Source organism: Aquimarina gracilis, assembly GCF_035285365.1.
Taxonomy (GTDB): Bacteria; Bacteroidota; Bacteroidia; order Flavobacteriales; family Flavobacteriaceae; genus Aquimarina; species Aquimarina gracilis.
This window is the reverse complement of sequence record NZ_JAYKLX010000005.1, coordinates 388,823-406,198: the sequence shown is the minus strand read 5'-3', so window position 1 is coordinate 406,198 and position 17,376 is coordinate 388,823. Positions and strand designations below refer to the sequence as shown.

Sequence of the window (17,376 nt, the reverse complement as noted above, 5' to 3'; positions counted from 1 at the left end):
TTATTATATGTTAAAAAAATACGATATGATTTTTACAGAGTGTTGTTTTTAAACTCTGAAGGAGAAAACCCAGTATGTTTTTTAAAAATTCTATTAAAACTTGTTCTTGATTTAAAACCACATTCGCATGCAATTCCAAAGAGACTATAGTTTTTGTAACTATCCAGGTTGATCTTTTCTTTTACAGCGTCTACACGATATTTATTGATTAAATCATAAAATGTAGTATTCAAATATTGATTTAATAGGGTAGAAAGTATTTTATCTTTTGTTGAAACTTGTTGTGCCAATTTACCCAATGTTAAATCTTCGTCCAGATAGGGGCGATCTGTATGTAAGACCTGCTCTAGTTTATGTTTCAAGGTTTCAAACTCTTCTTTTTTGTTAGGGGATAGTGTTTTATCTTTTGTTTTCTCAATGTTAAGTGCCTTTTCTTTATTCAATAAAAAAGATGGTAATAATACTTTTGATTGGTTTACACCATAATACCCTAGAAAAGAAACCAAAACAATCATACATAAAACAGAAATGTAATCGGCATTCCATGACAAGTCTCCCCAAAAGGATTCATACAATTTAATTCCTATGTCGATACTCATAATGAAAAGTGCAGATAAAAACATGATCTTGATCCAATTAAAATCATATTGCGTAAGGTTTGAATATTTTTGTTTTGACAATTTTCGATACCTGGATAACAATTGTAGGGAAATAAATAAATAAAGTGTGAAGTATAAGCTTTCAAACCTTATGATTGTACGAATAAAATTTGTGTGCGTATATGCTAGGGTATCAATCTTAAAAATATTAAAAAGCATTGTTGGTATTGTAATGCCCAGAGCAAATAAGAAAGCAGGAATAAAATGACCCAAAGTATTTTTTACTAAACCATCTTCTTTTAAAAACAAAGTTTTTACGTATAGAAACAACAAAGGCCCTAAGATAGTTGTGGTTATATCATTGGGCAAAAAACAAAGATGTATTAACCATATAATGTTATGTAGTAACGCATAAAAGTGAATAGCAACAAAAAAAAGAAGTAAAAAAAGTACAATCAATACTTTTTGGGGTAGTTCTTTATGTTTTACTTTGAATAGTTGTAAAAGGATTATTGCTATGATTACAATACCACTTACTAAAAAGAAATCTAAAATTAAATCCATCAATAAAACGCTGTCTTTTTTTATTTTTGAAAGGTTGCCTGTATTTTACTATATGCTATTGCAAAAAATATAATGCCGGTCTCTTTTTCTCTGTTGGGCATGCAATAGAAATAAGGTGAATACTATTAAAAGTGTCGGCACTTTTTTCATTGATTAGTATATCGGTTCAACTCAAAGACAAACTAAAAAGCAAATTGTTGCGGTACTTTTATAAATTATAAGAGGTATAACAAGCAAATGGATTACATTATTTTTGTTAATAGTGTTCTGTCATTGTTGATATCGTTTACATTCAAAAATTAAAGGATCATTTTCCGTTTTTAATAATTTAACTGTGGTACAACGAACGATTATACACGCAATATAATCACAGGGAATATTGCGTCATATTATATATTCGCAATAGTATCAATTAGCTCAATTAATCATCACAACAAGTCGTAAGCTGGCTTTTTTCCACTATTTATTGAACGTTTTTAACTGTCTCTTCTAACCATTTAAAGAATTCTCTCTGCCAAACTAAGCTGTTTTGTGCCGAAAGCACCCAATGGTTTTCATCTGGAAAAAACAAAAGTTTTGATTTTATGCCTTGTAATTGCGCCGCCTGAAACGCTTCTAACCCCTGTCCAATAGGTACCCTAAAATCTTTTCCTCCTTGAATAATAAGAATTGGGGAATCCCATTTGTCTACAAAATTTACCGGGTTAAATTCGTTATAAGATTTTTGAGCAGCAGTATTTTCTTTATTCCAATAAGCTCCCCCAAGATCCCAATTCACAAAAAACAATTCTTCGGTGGTTCCATACATAGATCTCCAATTGAAAATACCATCGTGTGATATAAATGACTTAAATCTACCTTCATGTCTTGAGGCCAAATAAAAAACAGAGTACCCTCCATAGCTCGCTCCAACACATCCCAATCTATCTGCATCTACATAGGGCTCTTTTGCGACATCATCAATCGCAGAAAGGTAGTCGTTCATGTTTTGTCCTCCATAATCTTTTGAGATTTGCTCATTCCATTCGATGCCATGGCCGGGCATACCTCTTCTGTTGGGAGCAACAATAATATAACCATTTGCGGCCATAAGTTGAAAATTCCATCTGAAAGAATAAAACTGGGATAGGGCACCTTGAGGCCCTCCTTGACAATAAAGAAGTGTGGGGTATTTTTTAGACGGGTCAAAATCTGGTGGATAAATCACCCACGTAACCATATTTTTCCCATCGGTTGTTTTGATAACCCTCTTTTCTATATTAGACATTTTAATGTCTTTATATATTTTATTATTTGCTTCAGACAATTGCTTCATCTCACCGCTTGTTATATTCAGATTATAAATCTCTGTTGCATGATTCATATCTCTTCTATACACAATTAAATGATTTCCACTTTGACCTATAATACCATTGATATCAAATTGACCTTCAGAAATTTGTTTAGGCTTTGACTTGTTTTTTTTGCCATCTGGAACATCGATTTGAAAGGTTTGGACTGTTCCGCCAATGGGAGCATTATAATAAATTTTGGTTCCATCTTTACTCCAAATAAATCCATTGACAGTACCATCCCAATCTTTAGTAAGATTCATGTCTCCATCAGGTAGCCTTACGATTATATCATTTTTATCAGATTCATAGCCATCTCTTTGCATTTGCAACCAGGCGAGAGTACCTTTGGAAGAAAATGCAGGATGCGTATCATAACCTTTATTGTTTTCTGTAAGGTTAATCGTTTGCTTGGTTTCTATATTGTACTCATAGATATCTGAATTAGTACTGACCGAATATTCGGTACCAGCTAATTTTTTAGTAACGTATAATACTTTTTTAGAGTCAGGACTCCATATATAATCTTCGTTACCACCAAATGGTTTCTGCGGGCAATCAAAAGGTTGGCCTTCCATCAAATCAATTCCACTATTCAGGGTATCGGTTGCAGATTGTACAAATATATGGCTATAAGATCCATCTTCCCAAGTGTCCCAATGCCTGTAGTTGAGTTGATCGTATATGAAAACATTTGAATTTGGGACATCACTATAATGATCATTACCACTTACTTTCTGGAGTTTCACTTCTTTGGCTACCAATTTCCACTTTCCGTCTGGAGATATATTTTTGTCGTTCACCCACTTCCCAACTTCATCCAAAGATTTCACATCTCCACCATGTATCGATACCGAATATGTTTTACTCGAGCGTTGGTTAGTTTTTAGATCAAAAGTCGATGTTTTGTAAATTACCTGCTTCCCATCATTGCTTAAACCCACAGCAGAAACTCTATTTAATTCAATTAGCTGCTCTGGCGTCATTACTTTAGATTGACTAATTCCAAAATTTACAATGTAGAGGCAACATAATGTTAAAAGCAATTTCTTTTTCATTGTCAATGGTATTAAAGTTTGGATGGTGAAGTTAAGAATTTGCATTAAACCTAAATACTATTTTTGCTTTTATCTAAACTTTGAATAAGGAATTAGTGTAAAAACTCCTGGTTAATAAATCTGTTTTTAATATGATTAACGTTTGGCTAAAAAGCGTTGCCATCCTAAAAGGGTGGTTATGATTTTTTAGCCTTTGTTATATGTTTTTCTTTTATTTTAACATAAATCAATTTGCTTCTTCCTTTTGGATTTTCTCGTTGTTCTATTTCGAACTTATTAATTGATTTAATAAGTGGTGTAAGTTTTTCAAATCCGTAATTTCTAGAGTCGAAATTGGGTCGTTTTTTCTGTATTAAACTTCCAACATCTCCAAGGAAAGCCCATCCTTCTTCATCTGATAAATCATTGATTGAAGAGGAAATTAAGCTAATCTCTTTGTTGGTAATTTTATCAACTGAAGATTTAGTAGTTTCTTTTGGGTCAGTTTTATCTTCGGATTGCTTCCTAAGAATCTCTATGTAAATAAACTTATCACATGCAACAATGAATGGGTTAGGTGTCTTTTTCTCTCCAATTCCGATGACTAACATTCCTGCCTCTCTTAGCCTTGTTGCCAATTTGGTAAAATCACTATCACTAGAGACAAGACAAAAGCCATTCACTTTATTGCTGTAAAGTATATCCATGGCGTCAATTATCATAGCAGAATCAGTTGCATTTTTACCCGTTGTATAGCCATATTGCTGTATTGGAGTTATGGCATTTTCTAATAATAGATTTTTCCATTTGTTTAATCCAGGTCTGGTCCAATCCCCATATATTCTTTTTATGGTAGGGTTACCATATTTGGCTATCTCCTCCATCATCTCTTTGACATTCGCAGATGGTATATTGTCACCGTCAATTAAGACAGCTATATTTATGTTTTCGTTCATTTTATATTTTTACAGGAATGTTCGTTAAGAAACGTAGGGCAGGTGATAAGCGATACGTTTCGGATTGGTACTAAGTCAAATATAAATATTTTGCTTTTATCATTTTTAGTAAACGCCAAATTAAAATTTGGCGGTCTTCGCAAATAAACACAACCCTTAGATTGAGCATTTATTAGCTATGTTTTATACACCGTGTTGTGCGTTCGTACTTTTCAATTCAGCTCTTTGTTCATTACTAAATTCTCATAAGTATTAGATTCCATTGGAAAATCTACATTGCCAATTGATTTATAACCTTGTCTTTCGTAAAAAGCTATTGCTCTTTTATTATTTATATAAACCTCAAGATTAAATTCCGTAAATCCATTTTCCCGTACTTCTTTTTCCGCCTCGTTCATTAATCCGTAACCGATTCCTTTTCCGTAAAACCTTTCTAAGACATACAATTTACTTAATTCAGGAACAGATATTTTTCTAATCGGACAATTACTGTCATAAATTATTTCAGCAACTCCAATGGGATTTCCATTCTGATAAGCAATAATTAGGCGACTTGGATTTTCTTTTATAGTTTTCTCAATAAGTTCTGGTGAGAATCTCTTGGTTATAAAGTTCGAAAACTCAAATGTTACTCCGTCAACTGCGTATGTCTGAATGTAGACAGTTTTAAGTAAAACAGATATTCTTAAAGAGTCTGAAAGTTTCGCCTTTCCGAATGAAATTTCGTTCATTTTTAGTTCAGATTATAATTGTTTTCCTGTTTTCTTGTATGACGCACAACTAAGGAATATACGTACCACTACATATATTTCCGTTTGTATTCGTTTATACCTATTTGTAAACGTATCATAAAGGTTTACTCGATACTTCTTTATCGAAAGTTACTATAATAATCCCAAACTATAAAAGCCCCCGGGCTTTAATCTCCAGATATTTATTGATGGTATTTACGGTAAGATCCTCAGGGGCGGTTAGCACCGTTTGGATACCGTGTTTTTGTAGCTCTTTTACCATTACTTTTTTGTCATAGGCAAACTGCTGTGCGATGGTTTGGTCGTATATGGTTTGCAGGTCCTCGGCTTTTTTGTGGATCAGGTTATCCAATTCTGTATTCTCAAAGAAAATCACGACCAACAGATGCTTTTTGGCCAAGGCCTGTAAATAGGGGAGTTGTCGTTTTAAAGACGATATATGTTCAAAATTGGTATACAACAATAACAAACTACGGTGTGTTATTTGCCGTTTAACGTGCGCATACAACAATCCAAAATCAGAATCCAAAAACTGTGTTTTTACATTGTATAAGGTTTCAGAGATATTGTTAATATATGTTTTCTTACCACTATCGGGTAAAAAGTCATTTACGATGTTAGAAAACGTAAGCATCCCTACTTTATCATGTTTTTTTAAGGCGATATTAGAAAAAGCCAGCGTACTGTTTACGGCATAATCGAGCAAGCTCAACTCGTTAAAAGGCATTTTCATCACCCGGCTGGCATCGATGATAGAGTATATCGGTTGTGATTTCTCGTCCTGAAATTGATTAATCATCAAATTACCATGCTTGGCAGTGGCTTTCCAGTTGATGGTGCGCACATCATCACCAATAACATATTCTTTGATCTGCTCAAACTCCATAGTATGCCCAATGCGACGTATTTTTTTTAATCCTATTTGGGTGAGTTTATTATCAATTGCCAGGAAATCGTATTTCTTCATTTGTATAAATGAAGGGTATACCTTTACCATAGCCGATTTATCAAAACTGTATCTTTTTTTGACTAGCCCCAGCCGTGTCATGGTGTATATATGAAGATTCCCGAATACATATTCTCCACGTTTCACGGGTCGCAACGAATATTCAAAATCAAAAACTGATTTTGCCGGTATGGTACCCGTTTTTATAAAATCTCGTTTTTGAAACTGTACCGGGATCTCATCGATAATTTCTATTCTGGCAGTAAAACTATAATTGTTTTTAACTCGTACCGGGACTGCATTAAAATCGCTGTTAGAGAATTTATCGGGGAGTATTCTGCTGGCATCTATACCATTTTTTGTGTTGTATAGAATAACAATGTCAAATAGAAAAGTAATGAATAGTCCCCATACCAATAACCACGCTATTGGGTACAAACCAGTAAACCAATACGACAACAAAAACAGTGTCGATATGGCTGTGAGTATATAAAATACTCTGGAGCTTAGATATAGCGATTTTAAAAACTTGATCAACACTATCGTGGTATTTCTACAGATTGCAGGATCATTTCAATCACATTTTCGGTTGTCATTCCTTCCATCTCACGTTCTGGAGATAAAATGATACGATGTCTTAGCACTGGGAACAATGCTTTTTTAATATCCTCGGGAGTTACAAAATCTCTTCCGTTAATAGCAGCAAAGGCTTTTGAGGCATTCATCACGGCAATTGATGCTCTAGGAGAACCACCCAAATACAGGTGTGGATGTGTTCTGGTTTTGGTTACGATCTCGGCGATATAGCTTAAGATCTTTTCTTCTACAATTACCTCTTGTGTTTTTGTTTTAAATTCTTTCAGCTTTGAAGGCGTCAATACCGCTTCCACCATTTCGAGTGGTTTTTGTGCCTTTCTTTCGTGGTGTGTTTTAAGGATATTGATTTCATCTTCAAGAGCTGGGTAGTCTACCTTGATTTTGAATAAAAAACGATCCAGTTGAGCCTCGGGCAGGGCATAGGTTCCTTCTTGTTCTATTGGGTTTTGAGTAGCCAGTACCATAAAAGGAGGTTCCATTGGATATCTAATCCCATCGATGGTTACCTGTCTTTCTTCCATAACCTCAAACAAAGCGGCTTGAGTTTTGGCCGGAGCCCGGTTAATTTCATCGATAAGTACCATATTAGAAAAAATTGGGCCTTTTTTAAACTCAAAGTCACTGGTTTTCATATTCAATACCGAGGTTCCTAATACGTCACTTGGCATAAGATCTGGGGTGAACTGAATACGGTTAAATTGGGTATCCAATGTTTTGGCAAATAGTTTTGCAGTAATTGTTTTTGCTATCCCTGGTACGCCTTCAATCAAAACATGGCCATTGGATAACAGAGAAACGATCAATAACTCTATAAAATCTTGTTGTCCCACAATTACTTTTGCAAGTTGTGCTTTTAACTTTTCGGTAGTTTCTTGCAACTCACCAAAATCAATTCTATTCTTAAAGTTTAGATCCTGATTTGTAGCTTCAGTTTCCTGCGATTGCCCTGGGTTTATATTATTTGTAGTTTCTTCGTTTTCCATTATATAATTTGTTTAAAATATATAGTATATCATACTCGACTTTTGAAATCGGTTATCAATTCATAAAGTCTGGTTAGTTCTTCTTTTTCTATTTTCTGCTTTTTGTGCAACTCATCAAAATACCTGAATAACTTTTTGGTAGTTTCAAGATCATTATTACTTCTTGCCGAAATATCAATTAATGTTTTTTCATCCAAATGATCGGTAGGTACCCTTAAGGTGTTTCTAACATAATCAAGAAACAACAAATTTTGCTTGGTTGCTATTTCTTTATGCTTTTCTTTTTCAAAATACATCCCGCTAATGGTACGCGTAAAAGCCAGGGTTTGATTTTTTAGAGGCGTGATTATTGGAATACTTCGTTGTTTTCGCTTTCCTTCAAAAAACACAAATAACAAAACACCAATAAGAACAAAGTAATAGGCCCATTTCAAATATCTGTTGCTTAACAGTAAGAAAAGGGGAGAGGTATAAAATGTTTTACCTGCTTTATAATAATTGTCCCAAAGAATTTTTTGCCTTGGGTTTATATAACTTAAAAGATTTTGAGTATACTCAAAATTTTGGTCCTTTAACATGAAGTAATTTCCAAATGCTTCTGGAAAGGTATGCAATAGTATTTCGCCTTCTCCAAAAGCCTGTTTTATATAATTGACTTGTGGCTCTTTTATTTTTAAAGTATCATTATATAATTGCATAACCCCAAGTGCTGTAGTGTTTATAGTATCTATAGCACTGAAATATGGGTTCGATGTATCTCGATCATACAAAAAAGGTGAGTTTCCTTTTAGATATGAATTGGTAAGTTCGACAATGGGCTTTGTTGAGATGTCATCGAGAGATAAAAGATTATCACTTTCTAGATGAAGCGTGTCTAAAAGTTGCGATTCTATCGATTTTGCCGAAATAAATAGCGTATTCCCTTTTTCTACCCATCGTAATACTTTGTTTAATTCATCTTTACCAAAATTCACAGTACCGTTTACAAAAAAGTATGTTCCGGCAACGGTATCATTATCGGTAAGAAACTCGTAAGGAGGAGTATTGATATCTTTAACATTATGATCACCAAATACTTTTTTAATAGCCTTATGAGATACATACGTACCCAGAGGGATTTTGTCTGATTTGGCATAGCTAGGAAACCAATTAATAGGTTCTGGTTCGCTAGCTTCCAGATAGGTAAGCAAGCCAATTACTGCAACAATGAGTATAATGAATATTTTGGCGTTTTTGCTCATTGATAATTAGCGTTCAATTTGATTACTTATAGACAAAAATTCTTTTTCAGCCTTTTTATATGATTTTTCATTTACCTCAAAGCTTCCGTACCAGATGTAATCATAAAGTTTTGTGATTATCTTAAATTGATCTTTTAGGCCAACATCACTTAATTCTTTGATATAATCGGTATTCGTTTTTTGGGACTCCCATTCGATGAACTCAAGATCGGATAACTTTTTTAATACAAACAAGTAATAATATCGAATTGCCAAACGATAATTATTGTTTTGCAATGCCAGATGTATTAATTGTTGAATATCCTGGTTTTGAATTATATCTTCATCTTCGGTGAGTTCGATCTGCGGAGGATCTTGTTTTTCTAGAAGCATATCGGTTGGATTTACTTTAAGAAACAACCACCCCAATAAGAACAATACGGCTATCACTATGATATAGGGTAATATCTTAAGAACAAAGGCCCAAAAACCTGTAATTTCCCCTCCAGATAGCCATCTGAAGAATCTTTGAAGCAGCTGTCCTACCCATTTTTTAAACTGTGTCCACCAGTTCTCTACTTCTTCGTATTCGGTATAATTAAAATCTTCTTGATTGCGATATTCTTGTAATTGCTCTTGATCAAACTCCTTTATTTCTTTTTGAGAATCAAGATCGTAAACGATTTCTTCAGTATTAGCAATAGCGATACTATCCTGAGCCTTTACAGGAAAAGAAGAAATTATGATTAATAAAAAGCAATAAAAAATTCTCAATTTACTGGGTATTTCAAGGGATTTTGTCCAGGTGGAATACATTATTAACCACCACGCCAAGTTATTATGAATTGTTTCCTAAAGAATCAATTTGTTCTAAAGCTCCAGTTGAATATTTTCTTTCATTTAGATTAAAATATATAAAAGCACTGGCAATTGCAGTAATAACATATAATGCATATTGTGCAGCCGATGAAATGGTATTCAACGCGATAAAAACCCAATCTACCATAGCAGAAGGGTCTGCATATGTACCTTCAGAAGCTGCTGTAAATGTTTTGCTAAATGTGTACACAAGTGCAGGAATAGAAAATACCATGCTAATCACCCAAATGATGATACCTAATACAAAAAGGGTTGCAAAGGTGATCCACCATTCATTTTTTACAAGCTGGAAACTTTCACTTATAGAATCTGAAACGCTTACATTGCGAAATACCAATATGGCAAATACCAGACTCATTGGTACATAAAGATAAATTCCAGGTAAAACACATAGCATAAACCCAAAAAAGATGATGATACCAGAAAGAACTCCTAAGCCAAGAATACTTCCAAAATCTTCTTTCACTCCTTTGGTCACCGATTCGTAATCAACGATCCCATTGTTGGTTACATAAGACTTGATATAGTGCAGAACACTTCCAAAGAGCAAACCATAAAAAGCTAGCAAAGCTGCCAACATTAAAAATAATGATATGAGCATCGCTCCAGAATTAAACATATCTCCATTACTTATACTTACCGGATCAAATAAGTTTGAAGAAGCATAGGTATAGTAAGCAGAAGCCAACAAGAGTAGTACAAATGGAATTCCACATGTTTTCATTAAAACCGAAAACAACGATTTTCCTTCGTTTCTTAAAAAAGCAAAAGTATCTGTAAGAATATCACCAAGTTCTCTCTTTTTTTTAAATTCTATGTATTTATTTGTATTCATTTTTTTGATTTGTTATATAGTTGTCTGGGGTAAATTACATAATAAAAAAGAATAAGGGATAAAGACCCTAATATGATAAAAATAGCCAACCAATCGGGCATTTCTGTATGTCTGGTTACAAAACCTTCCAAAAATCCGGCAACAATAAAGAATGGAACAGTACTTATTACAATTTTCAGTCCTGCTTTAACACCTCTTACAAAAGAAGTAAGACGTGTATATGTTCTGGGAAATAAAATAGCATTACCAACTACCAAGCCGGCACACCCGGCAATAATAATTACCGAAATTTCTATAGTACCATGGATCCAGATGGTGCGAACGCTTTCCCATAACAAACCTTTATCATAGAAAAAATACTGAAAAGAGCCTAACATGATAAAATTTTGCATAAGCATATAAATGGTCCCTATACCAAACATAACACCAAGTATAAAGCAATTTAAAGCAACACGTATATTGTTAATCGTTATACCCAAAAACATATTGGTTTCTCCCATTTGCTTATAGACCGCCATAGGATCATCATTGGCAATATTTTCTAAGGTCATATTAACATAACTGTCGCCAAGTATAGATCGCACAAAAGCACCATCTGTAGCCGACGAATATACCCCAATTGCAGTAAAAAGAGCCGCAATCAAAAAGGTTATTAAAAGCTGTTTTTGGTATTTGTAAAACTCAAGTGGAAACTCTTTTACCCAAAATGAATAAAATCGATTTTTTTTCTCTTTTTTGGTTTTGTAAATCTTTTGATGCGCACTTGAGGCCAAACCATTAAGGTAATTAAGGGTTTGACTATTGGGATAAAATGTTTGAGCGTAGCTTAGATGATCGGTGATTTCTATATACAAATCGGAAAGCTCATCTGGTGCGATTAATGCATTATTAACCAGAACACTTTCAAATTTTAACCATTTATCTTTATTTTGCCTCACAAAAGCAGCCTCGCGCATGTATCATAGATTAAGAGGCTCAAAGAAACAGAATTAATGGATAATTTTCAAATAGAAACTGCTCAAAATGTTAGTATACAACAAAATGCTGCAGGAATAGGAGAGCGTATATTGGCATATCTTATTGATTTGTTGATTTTCATAGCATATTTTATTGCGATCATTTTTGTAATAGGAGCTTTGGATATTGATATGGGAGATCAATGGGCGTTTTGGCTAATTTTAGGAATACCACCCTTTTTATATTTTCTTTTATGGGAAACGTTTTGGGACGGAAAAACACCAGGTAAAGCTGCGATGAAATTAAAAGTGGTTCGTTTGGACGGCTCGAGGCCGGCTTTTTCGAATTATTTAATACGTTGGTTACTTCGATTACTTGATATCTCATTGGCCTCTGGAGGTGTAGCTGTGGTAGCTATTTTATTAAGCGGAAGAGGACAACGCCTTGGCGATATGGCGGCCGGAACAACAGTAATTAGCGAACGTCAACGAGTACAGTTTAATCAAACGATACTGGTTGATATTCCAGATGATTATACTCCAATATATCCGCAAGTAACCGTATTTAGTGATGCTGAGATGCGTAAAATTAAAACTATTTATACTGAAGCCAGGAGGGATGCAGATCATAATGTAATTTTACAGCTTTCAAATAAAGTGAGCGCTTTGATGGATGTTAATCCTCAAGAAAAACCACTGCATTTTGTCGATCGGGTGATTGCAGATTACAATTATTATACCCAGAAATTGTGATGTAGTCAATAGTTGATAATTAGAGTGAATCAATACAATAGCTTTCTAAAAAAAGCATAAGCTTTTTAATCAATTAATAAATCAAAAGTTTTTGTAGATATGTATATATAGTACGTATTACAAAAACTTTTTTGTGTTTAGGGGTAACAATTTTTGTTGTTGTTGATATAGAGGTATAAAAACCTAAAAAATTTAAAACAATGAAAAATTCAATTTTAAACAATTTATTATTATTCTTATTTATAGTTGCACTTATTGGATGTGCTAAGGATGATGAAGTTATGGACATCGCTGTAATTGAAGCAGAAGAGCTAAGAGTGCAGAGACAATTATTAAATGAATCTGTGGCATTCTTAATCAATACAGATTCAATATTAGCAGGGCGTAATATTGAAACCGTTGAATTAGTAAGTTTTGATAGCGATTATAAAAAATTAGATTCCTATGATGTTAATGGAAAAAGTTTTGTGGATTCAGGAGAAGGATTTGACGCGAAGAAAGGAGATGGTATTTATACAGCACAGGTAGTTTCTGAACAAACTGATGTCTTAGAAGCAAAATTGGCCACAAACGAAAACTTTAAATACGAAGATAGATTAGATGGATTACTAGAAGCAAGGGCATTAAAGATTAAGATAAAAGTAACATGTCGTGCCACCTCTAAACCTGAAGGAGAAAGTTTTTTTGGATTTTCATGCGAAAAATGGGGAGGATGTGTAGAAGTAGAGGATTGTACTGTAGAAATCGAAATAGAATCGTAACATTATTTTAATTTCTGGTTAGTTAGTTTGCAACCCTAAAGGCCATACCCAGAAATTATGATGTAGTTGATAGTCAATAATTATCCAAATCAGATACACTTCGATTACCAGGGCTTTTTAAAAAACCGCATTATTACTGGCCCGCGCACTGGGTTGGGGTCTCCGCGCCGTGCGGACGCCTCACCCTGGTGCGCGGGTTGGTTTTTACCCTGTGCGGGAAGGTCTCCTTTTACCGCTGATCGATAAACCCAGTGCGCGGGCGGGTCACCTACCTGTGCAGAACACCTGCCAAGTGCCGTTGGTCGATAACAATGTGTGCGGTCGGTGATTTTACTTTTGACGAAAAGAGAAATAAATCCCATTTATAGGGTAACAATTTTTCTTTCTTGTTGATATAATGGTATAAATCATAAAACTTTTATATCATGAAAAAAGAAAACTTCAAGAAGTTACAATTAAACAGAGAAACAGTAGCACGCTTAAAAGGTGGTTTGGCACATCCTATGGGAGAGTATAAGGAGCGTGTAAAATGGTATGTAGGTACCAGAAACACTTGTCAATGTGAAACTATAGCTTCACCTTGCTAAAATTGTAAAGGCGGACTTCGGGTCCGCTTTTATTTAATTACTTCGGCCTTGATAAAGATATTCTCTTTGGGCCATTCACTGCCGTCTACAGGAACATTAGATATTTTGTCTGCTACGTTCATGCCACGAATAACTTTTCCAAAAATGGTATGCTCCCCATCTAGATGATCGGCACCTTTTTTTGCAATTACAATGAAAAACTCATAGGGGGTAGAGCGATTTGATGGATTGTCAACCCATTGTTTCGACAAAGCTACAGCTCCACGTACATGTTTTAATCCTTTGACCGGTTCTTGCGGAATTGTATAGTCACCAATCTCAAAACGTTTTTTTGCCATTTGTTGTCGATCGCTATTACCACCTTGAATAACAAACCCTTTGGCTACGCGATAGAAAAAAGTTTCATCAAAATACTTCTGTTTTACGAGGTAAATAAAATTGGCTCTGTGAAGCGGGGTTTCTTTATATAATTGAATATCTATTTTGCCAAATTTTGTAGTAATTCTTACTAGAGTTTCAGGGTTTTCCTTTCCATATTGAGCCATAAACTCTCTTAAGTTCTTATTGGTAAGTTTGAAGGGTTCTTCTTCCGATTTTGCTCCGGGCACCTTGATGTTCTCCTCTTTTTTGGATTCTTGCTTAGTTTCTTTGACATCTATGGTAACAGAATCGGCATTTTTTGAAGTATTCTGTTTATTTTTTTTAGAATGTGTATCTTCACAATTAGAGAATACTATGATGCATACGAAAAAGAAAAAAATAGATCGAACAAATGACATTTGAAACATTTAAAAATTTAATTCCAAAAATACAGAAAATGTCAGTACCGGGAGAATCGTCACATTTTATTATGGCCCCCGAGATGAGAATGAGGGAATTGAATATGCTTAAAATTGAAGAAAGAAATCCCAGAAATGCTGCCGTAATGATGCTTTTTTACCCCAAAGAAGCACTTGCTCATATTGCTTTAATTCTTCGCCCCGAGTACGAAGGTGTACATTCGGGTCAGATAGCACTACCAGGTGGCAAGGCCGAAACTTTTGATCATAGTTATATCGATACTGCATTGCGAGAAACCCAGGAAGAAGTAGGGGTAATGATGAATACTATTAAGGTAGTAAAACCGCTTACCAGGGTATATATACCTCCATCCAATTTTTGGGTTCATCCTTTTATGGGGTTTACCGAAAGAAGACCAGATTTTGTGCTTCAAAAAGAAGAAGTGGCCAAAGTTATCGAGGTTCCTTTGGCAGAATTACTTAGTGATCATAATGTAACTTCACAAAAATTATCTACTTCATATGCAAATAATATAGAGGTACCTTCCTTTAAATTAAATGGTTATACGGTTTGGGGTGCTACAGCTATGATGCTTAGCGAACTCAAAATTTTCCTCAAATCTATGATAGTGTAATGATTTTGTATATTTTGCACCGCTTTTTCTACGAAATTTATAGAATAAAGCCAGAAATGATCTAATTATTTGATGAATTTTGATTAGTTTTAATACAAGCAAACAAGCTCTTTTTAAACTTCTCTCATCAATGCGTTTTTGATAAATAAAAAATCTATGGGATTATTTAAAAGAAATCCATTTGGACATATATTGTTTTTAAAAACTTGGCTAATCCGAATTATGGGAGCTATGACGCATAGGCGTTACAGGGGGTTTAATGAGTTGCAAATCGAAGGAAGTGAAATTTTTAAAGAACTTCCAGATAATAACGTGCTATTTGTATCAAATCATCAGACGTATTTTGCTGATGTAGTTGCTATGTTTCATGTGTTTAATGCAAGTTTAAGTGGTCGCACAGATTCTATAAAGAATATTGGGTATCTATGGAAACCAAAGCTTAATTTATACTATGTAGCTGCAAAAGAAACAATGCGTGCGGGTTTATTGGCTAGAATTTTGGCATATGCCGGTGCAATTACCGTAGAACGTACCTGGAGGGCAGCAGGAAAAGATATCAATCGGCAAGTAAAAATGAGTGATATTACTAATATCAAAAGAGCTCTAGAAGATGGCTGGGTGATTACATTTCCGCAAGGAACAACAAAACCCTTTAAACCGATTCGTAAAGGTACTGCACATATCATAAGACAATACAAACCCATAGTAATCCCTATTGTTATTGATGGTTTTAGAAGATCTTTTGATAAAAAAGGTATACGCATCAAAAAAAGAGGTATTCTACAGTCTATGGTGATTAAAGAACCGTTGGATATCGATTATGAAAATGATTCTATCGATGATATCGTTGCCAAACTTGAATATGCAATCGAGCAACACCCATCTTTCTTAAAAGTGATTCCTCAAGAAGAACTCGAAGCAGAAGAAGAGCTTAATAAAAAACGTCAATGGGAGTATTAATCTAAATGTTAGTGAGATCGTTTTTTTATAAAAGCCAAAAGATCAAATAATCTCTTGACTTTTTTATGATAATGTAATCGTAATAAATAATCTATTACATTATTTGGCACATTCCCCAAAAGCAGAAGAATTCTTCGTGCTCAAAACCGGGAATCGAATTTAAAGCACTACAATCGGCATGACTATAACATCGCATTCCTGTGTTACCTCCATTTATTGACTTTTGCTCTTTTTTGTTCAAAATTTGGGAGCCTTTTAGTTGCATTAATTTTTTCATCTTGTTAGAAATTATTAGTTGTTATTATGGCAAACGTTTTAAGACAGTTGCACTGTTCTGTCTGTTATTGTGATGACTACTTTATTTTTAACCTTTACGATGTGTTTGAAAAATAAAGCCCTGTAGTCATAAAAATGAACATATAGAAAGGTGTACTATGTTTCCATTGATTATTCTTTCTACTCCACAGTTTCCCGAACAGCAATCACTATTTACGATACATTTTCTTGCTACATTTTGGCATCCATGAGAACCACCTTGAATTGATTTCTGATATTGTTTTTTAAGTACCTTAACTCCGTTTACTTTTAAAATTTTGTGAATCATTTTACGTGATAGTTTAAATTAGAAATACAACAAAAATCCCCAAGGCTTTGACCTTAGGGAAATTACTATTTAGTCCAACTGCTCAAAACAGCGTCCAAAAGAGCAACGGCCACTGCAATGGCTAAGACATTGATCGCCATAGTATGTACCTGCTTTGATTGTTTGTTGTTCTTTTTTGTTTAATGGAGTTGCTCCTTTTACATCTAAAATGGTATTAAGCATGATGATAAGTTTTAATTGCCTACTCTAATAGATAAGGTTTTCGGCTGCCCCTTTATCAAAAACAATCGCTAAAGATGTTTTGATGCTGAAACTAAAGTATGTAGCAATTGGGGGTATTGAAAATGAAGTATGACCATTTTAAACAAAATAGCCATAAAAAAAACCTGCACATTGGCAGGATAATTTACATTCTAAAAATGATGTTTATTTTTCATGATAACAATGATCAACGACGACTCCGTTTGCGTTTTCAAAATATTCGCTGGTTAAAACACTGCTTCCTCCTTCTATGTTTTTCATAGCATCTGTGTTAATCCTTGCTATTGTTATCTTTTTGAGATCGATGTTTTGCATTCCTTTTTTTTTCATTGTTAAAACGATTTAGTTATTTACTTGATTTTTTCTTGATTGTGAAGTGTA

20 protein-coding genes are annotated in these 17,376 nt (G+C 34.2%); 5 read left to right on the top strand and 15 right to left on the bottom strand.

All coding sequences use genetic code 11. The features are described 5' to 3' along the window. Positions 1–32 precede the first annotated feature (32 nt). The 10 genes from U6A24_RS12370 to U6A24_RS12325 form a co-directional block, all read right to left on the bottom strand. Positions 33–1,163: a helix-turn-helix domain-containing protein gene (locus tag U6A24_RS12370; RefSeq protein WP_324180287.1), complete on the bottom strand. Its 1,131-nt coding sequence runs from the start codon at positions 1,161–1,163 to the stop codon at positions 33–35. Between the two features lie 463 nt (positions 1,164–1,626). Next, positions 1,627–3,552, bottom strand: a complete 1,926-nt coding sequence (locus tag U6A24_RS12365) for a S9 family peptidase (protein WP_324180286.1) — start codon at positions 3,550–3,552, stop codon at positions 1,627–1,629. Positions 3,553–3,728: 176 nt separating this feature from the next. Then, complete coding sequence (locus U6A24_RS12360; protein WP_324180285.1) at positions 3,729–4,487, bottom strand: NYN domain-containing protein; 759 nt, start codon at positions 4,485–4,487, stop codon at positions 3,729–3,731. A gap of 212 nt (positions 4,488–4,699) precedes the next feature. After that, complete coding sequence (locus U6A24_RS12355) at positions 4,700–5,218, bottom strand: GNAT family N-acetyltransferase (RefSeq protein ID WP_324180284.1); 519 nt, start codon at positions 5,216–5,218, stop codon at positions 4,700–4,702. A 169-nt stretch (positions 5,219–5,387) separates the two neighbouring features. After that, a complete protein-coding gene (locus U6A24_RS12350; protein ID WP_324180381.1) occupies positions 5,388–6,719 on the bottom strand; it encodes a DUF58 domain-containing protein in 1,332 nt (443 codons plus the stop codon). 5 nt (positions 6,720–6,724) lie between these two features. Next, on the bottom strand, positions 6,725–7,765 hold the full coding sequence (locus U6A24_RS12345) for an AAA family ATPase (protein ID WP_324180283.1): 1,041 nt from the start codon (positions 7,763–7,765) through the stop codon (positions 6,725–6,727). Positions 7,766–7,794: 29 nt separating this feature from the next. Continuing rightward, positions 7,795–9,006 (bottom strand): DUF4350 domain-containing protein, encoded by a 1,212-nt coding sequence (locus tag U6A24_RS12340; protein WP_324180282.1) that lies wholly within the window; start codon positions 9,004–9,006, stop codon positions 7,795–7,797. Between the two features lie 6 nt (positions 9,007–9,012). Next, on the bottom strand, positions 9,013–9,759 hold the full coding sequence (locus U6A24_RS12335) for a DUF4129 domain-containing protein (protein WP_324180281.1): 747 nt from the start codon (positions 9,757–9,759) through the stop codon (positions 9,013–9,015). Between the two features lie 64 nt (positions 9,760–9,823). After that, complete coding sequence (locus U6A24_RS12330; protein ID WP_324180280.1) at positions 9,824–10,699, bottom strand: hypothetical protein; 876 nt, start codon at positions 10,697–10,699, stop codon at positions 9,824–9,826. Further along, positions 10,696–11,655: a stage II sporulation protein M gene (locus U6A24_RS12325; protein ID WP_324180279.1), complete on the bottom strand. Its 960-nt coding sequence runs from the start codon at positions 11,653–11,655 to the stop codon at positions 10,696–10,698. The genes U6A24_RS12330 and U6A24_RS12325 overlap by 4 nt, the downstream gene beginning before the upstream one ends. A 36-nt stretch (positions 11,656–11,691) precedes the next feature. On the opposite strand from U6A24_RS12325, the gene U6A24_RS12320 reads away from it, so the two are divergent. From U6A24_RS12320 to U6A24_RS12310, 3 genes are all read left to right on the top strand, one after another. Further along, a complete protein-coding gene (locus U6A24_RS12320; RefSeq protein ID WP_324180278.1) occupies positions 11,692–12,408 on the top strand; it encodes an RDD family protein in 717 nt (238 codons plus the stop codon). A 200-nt stretch (positions 12,409–12,608) separates the two neighbouring features. Then, the gene (locus tag U6A24_RS12315; RefSeq protein WP_324180277.1) at positions 12,609–13,169 is read left to right on the top strand and encodes a hypothetical protein; all 561 of its coding nucleotides are present in this window, start codon (positions 12,609–12,611) and stop codon (positions 13,167–13,169) included. Positions 13,170–13,594: 425 nt separating this feature from the next. Continuing rightward, complete coding sequence (locus U6A24_RS12310) at positions 13,595–13,756, top strand: hypothetical protein (RefSeq protein WP_324180276.1); 162 nt, start codon at positions 13,595–13,597, stop codon at positions 13,754–13,756. Between the two features lie 29 nt (positions 13,757–13,785). Here the strand turns inward: U6A24_RS12310 and U6A24_RS12305 are convergent, their stop codons facing one another. Continuing rightward, on the bottom strand, positions 13,786–14,535 hold the full coding sequence (locus U6A24_RS12305) for a peptidylprolyl isomerase (RefSeq protein ID WP_324180275.1): 750 nt from the start codon (positions 14,533–14,535) through the stop codon (positions 13,786–13,788). Positions 14,536–14,573: 38 nt separating this feature from the next. Here U6A24_RS12305 and U6A24_RS12300 point away from each other — a divergent pair, with 38 nt between their 5' ends. Both U6A24_RS12300 and U6A24_RS12295 read left to right on the top strand, forming a co-directional pair. Then, positions 14,574–15,170 (top strand): NUDIX hydrolase, encoded by a 597-nt coding sequence (locus U6A24_RS12300; RefSeq protein ID WP_324180274.1) that lies wholly within the window; start codon positions 14,574–14,576, stop codon positions 15,168–15,170. A 156-nt stretch (positions 15,171–15,326) separates the two neighbouring features. Then, positions 15,327–16,130, top strand: coding sequence for a lysophospholipid acyltransferase family protein (locus U6A24_RS12295; RefSeq protein WP_324180273.1), 804 nt, complete (start codon positions 15,327–15,329; stop codon positions 16,128–16,130). Between the two features lie 94 nt (positions 16,131–16,224). Here the strand turns inward: U6A24_RS12295 and U6A24_RS12290 are convergent, their stop codons facing one another. From U6A24_RS12290 to U6A24_RS12275, 4 genes are all read right to left on the bottom strand, one after another. Continuing rightward, positions 16,225–16,407 carry a hypothetical protein gene (locus U6A24_RS12290; RefSeq protein WP_324180272.1) on the bottom strand — a complete coding sequence of 61 codons (183 nt, stop codon included), beginning with the start codon at positions 16,405–16,407 and terminating at the stop codon, positions 16,225–16,227. Positions 16,408–16,533: 126 nt separating this feature from the next. Continuing rightward, a complete protein-coding gene (locus U6A24_RS12285; RefSeq protein WP_324180271.1) occupies positions 16,534–16,734 on the bottom strand; it encodes a hypothetical protein in 201 nt (66 codons plus the stop codon). 69 nt (positions 16,735–16,803) lie between these two features. Further along, positions 16,804–16,956, bottom strand: a complete 153-nt coding sequence (locus tag U6A24_RS12280) for a hypothetical protein (RefSeq protein WP_324180270.1) — start codon at positions 16,954–16,956, stop codon at positions 16,804–16,806. A gap of 204 nt (positions 16,957–17,160) precedes the next feature. Then, positions 17,161–17,325, bottom strand: coding sequence for a hypothetical protein (locus U6A24_RS12275; RefSeq protein WP_324180269.1), 165 nt, complete (start codon positions 17,323–17,325; stop codon positions 17,161–17,163). Between the last annotated feature and the right edge of the window lie 51 nt (positions 17,326–17,376).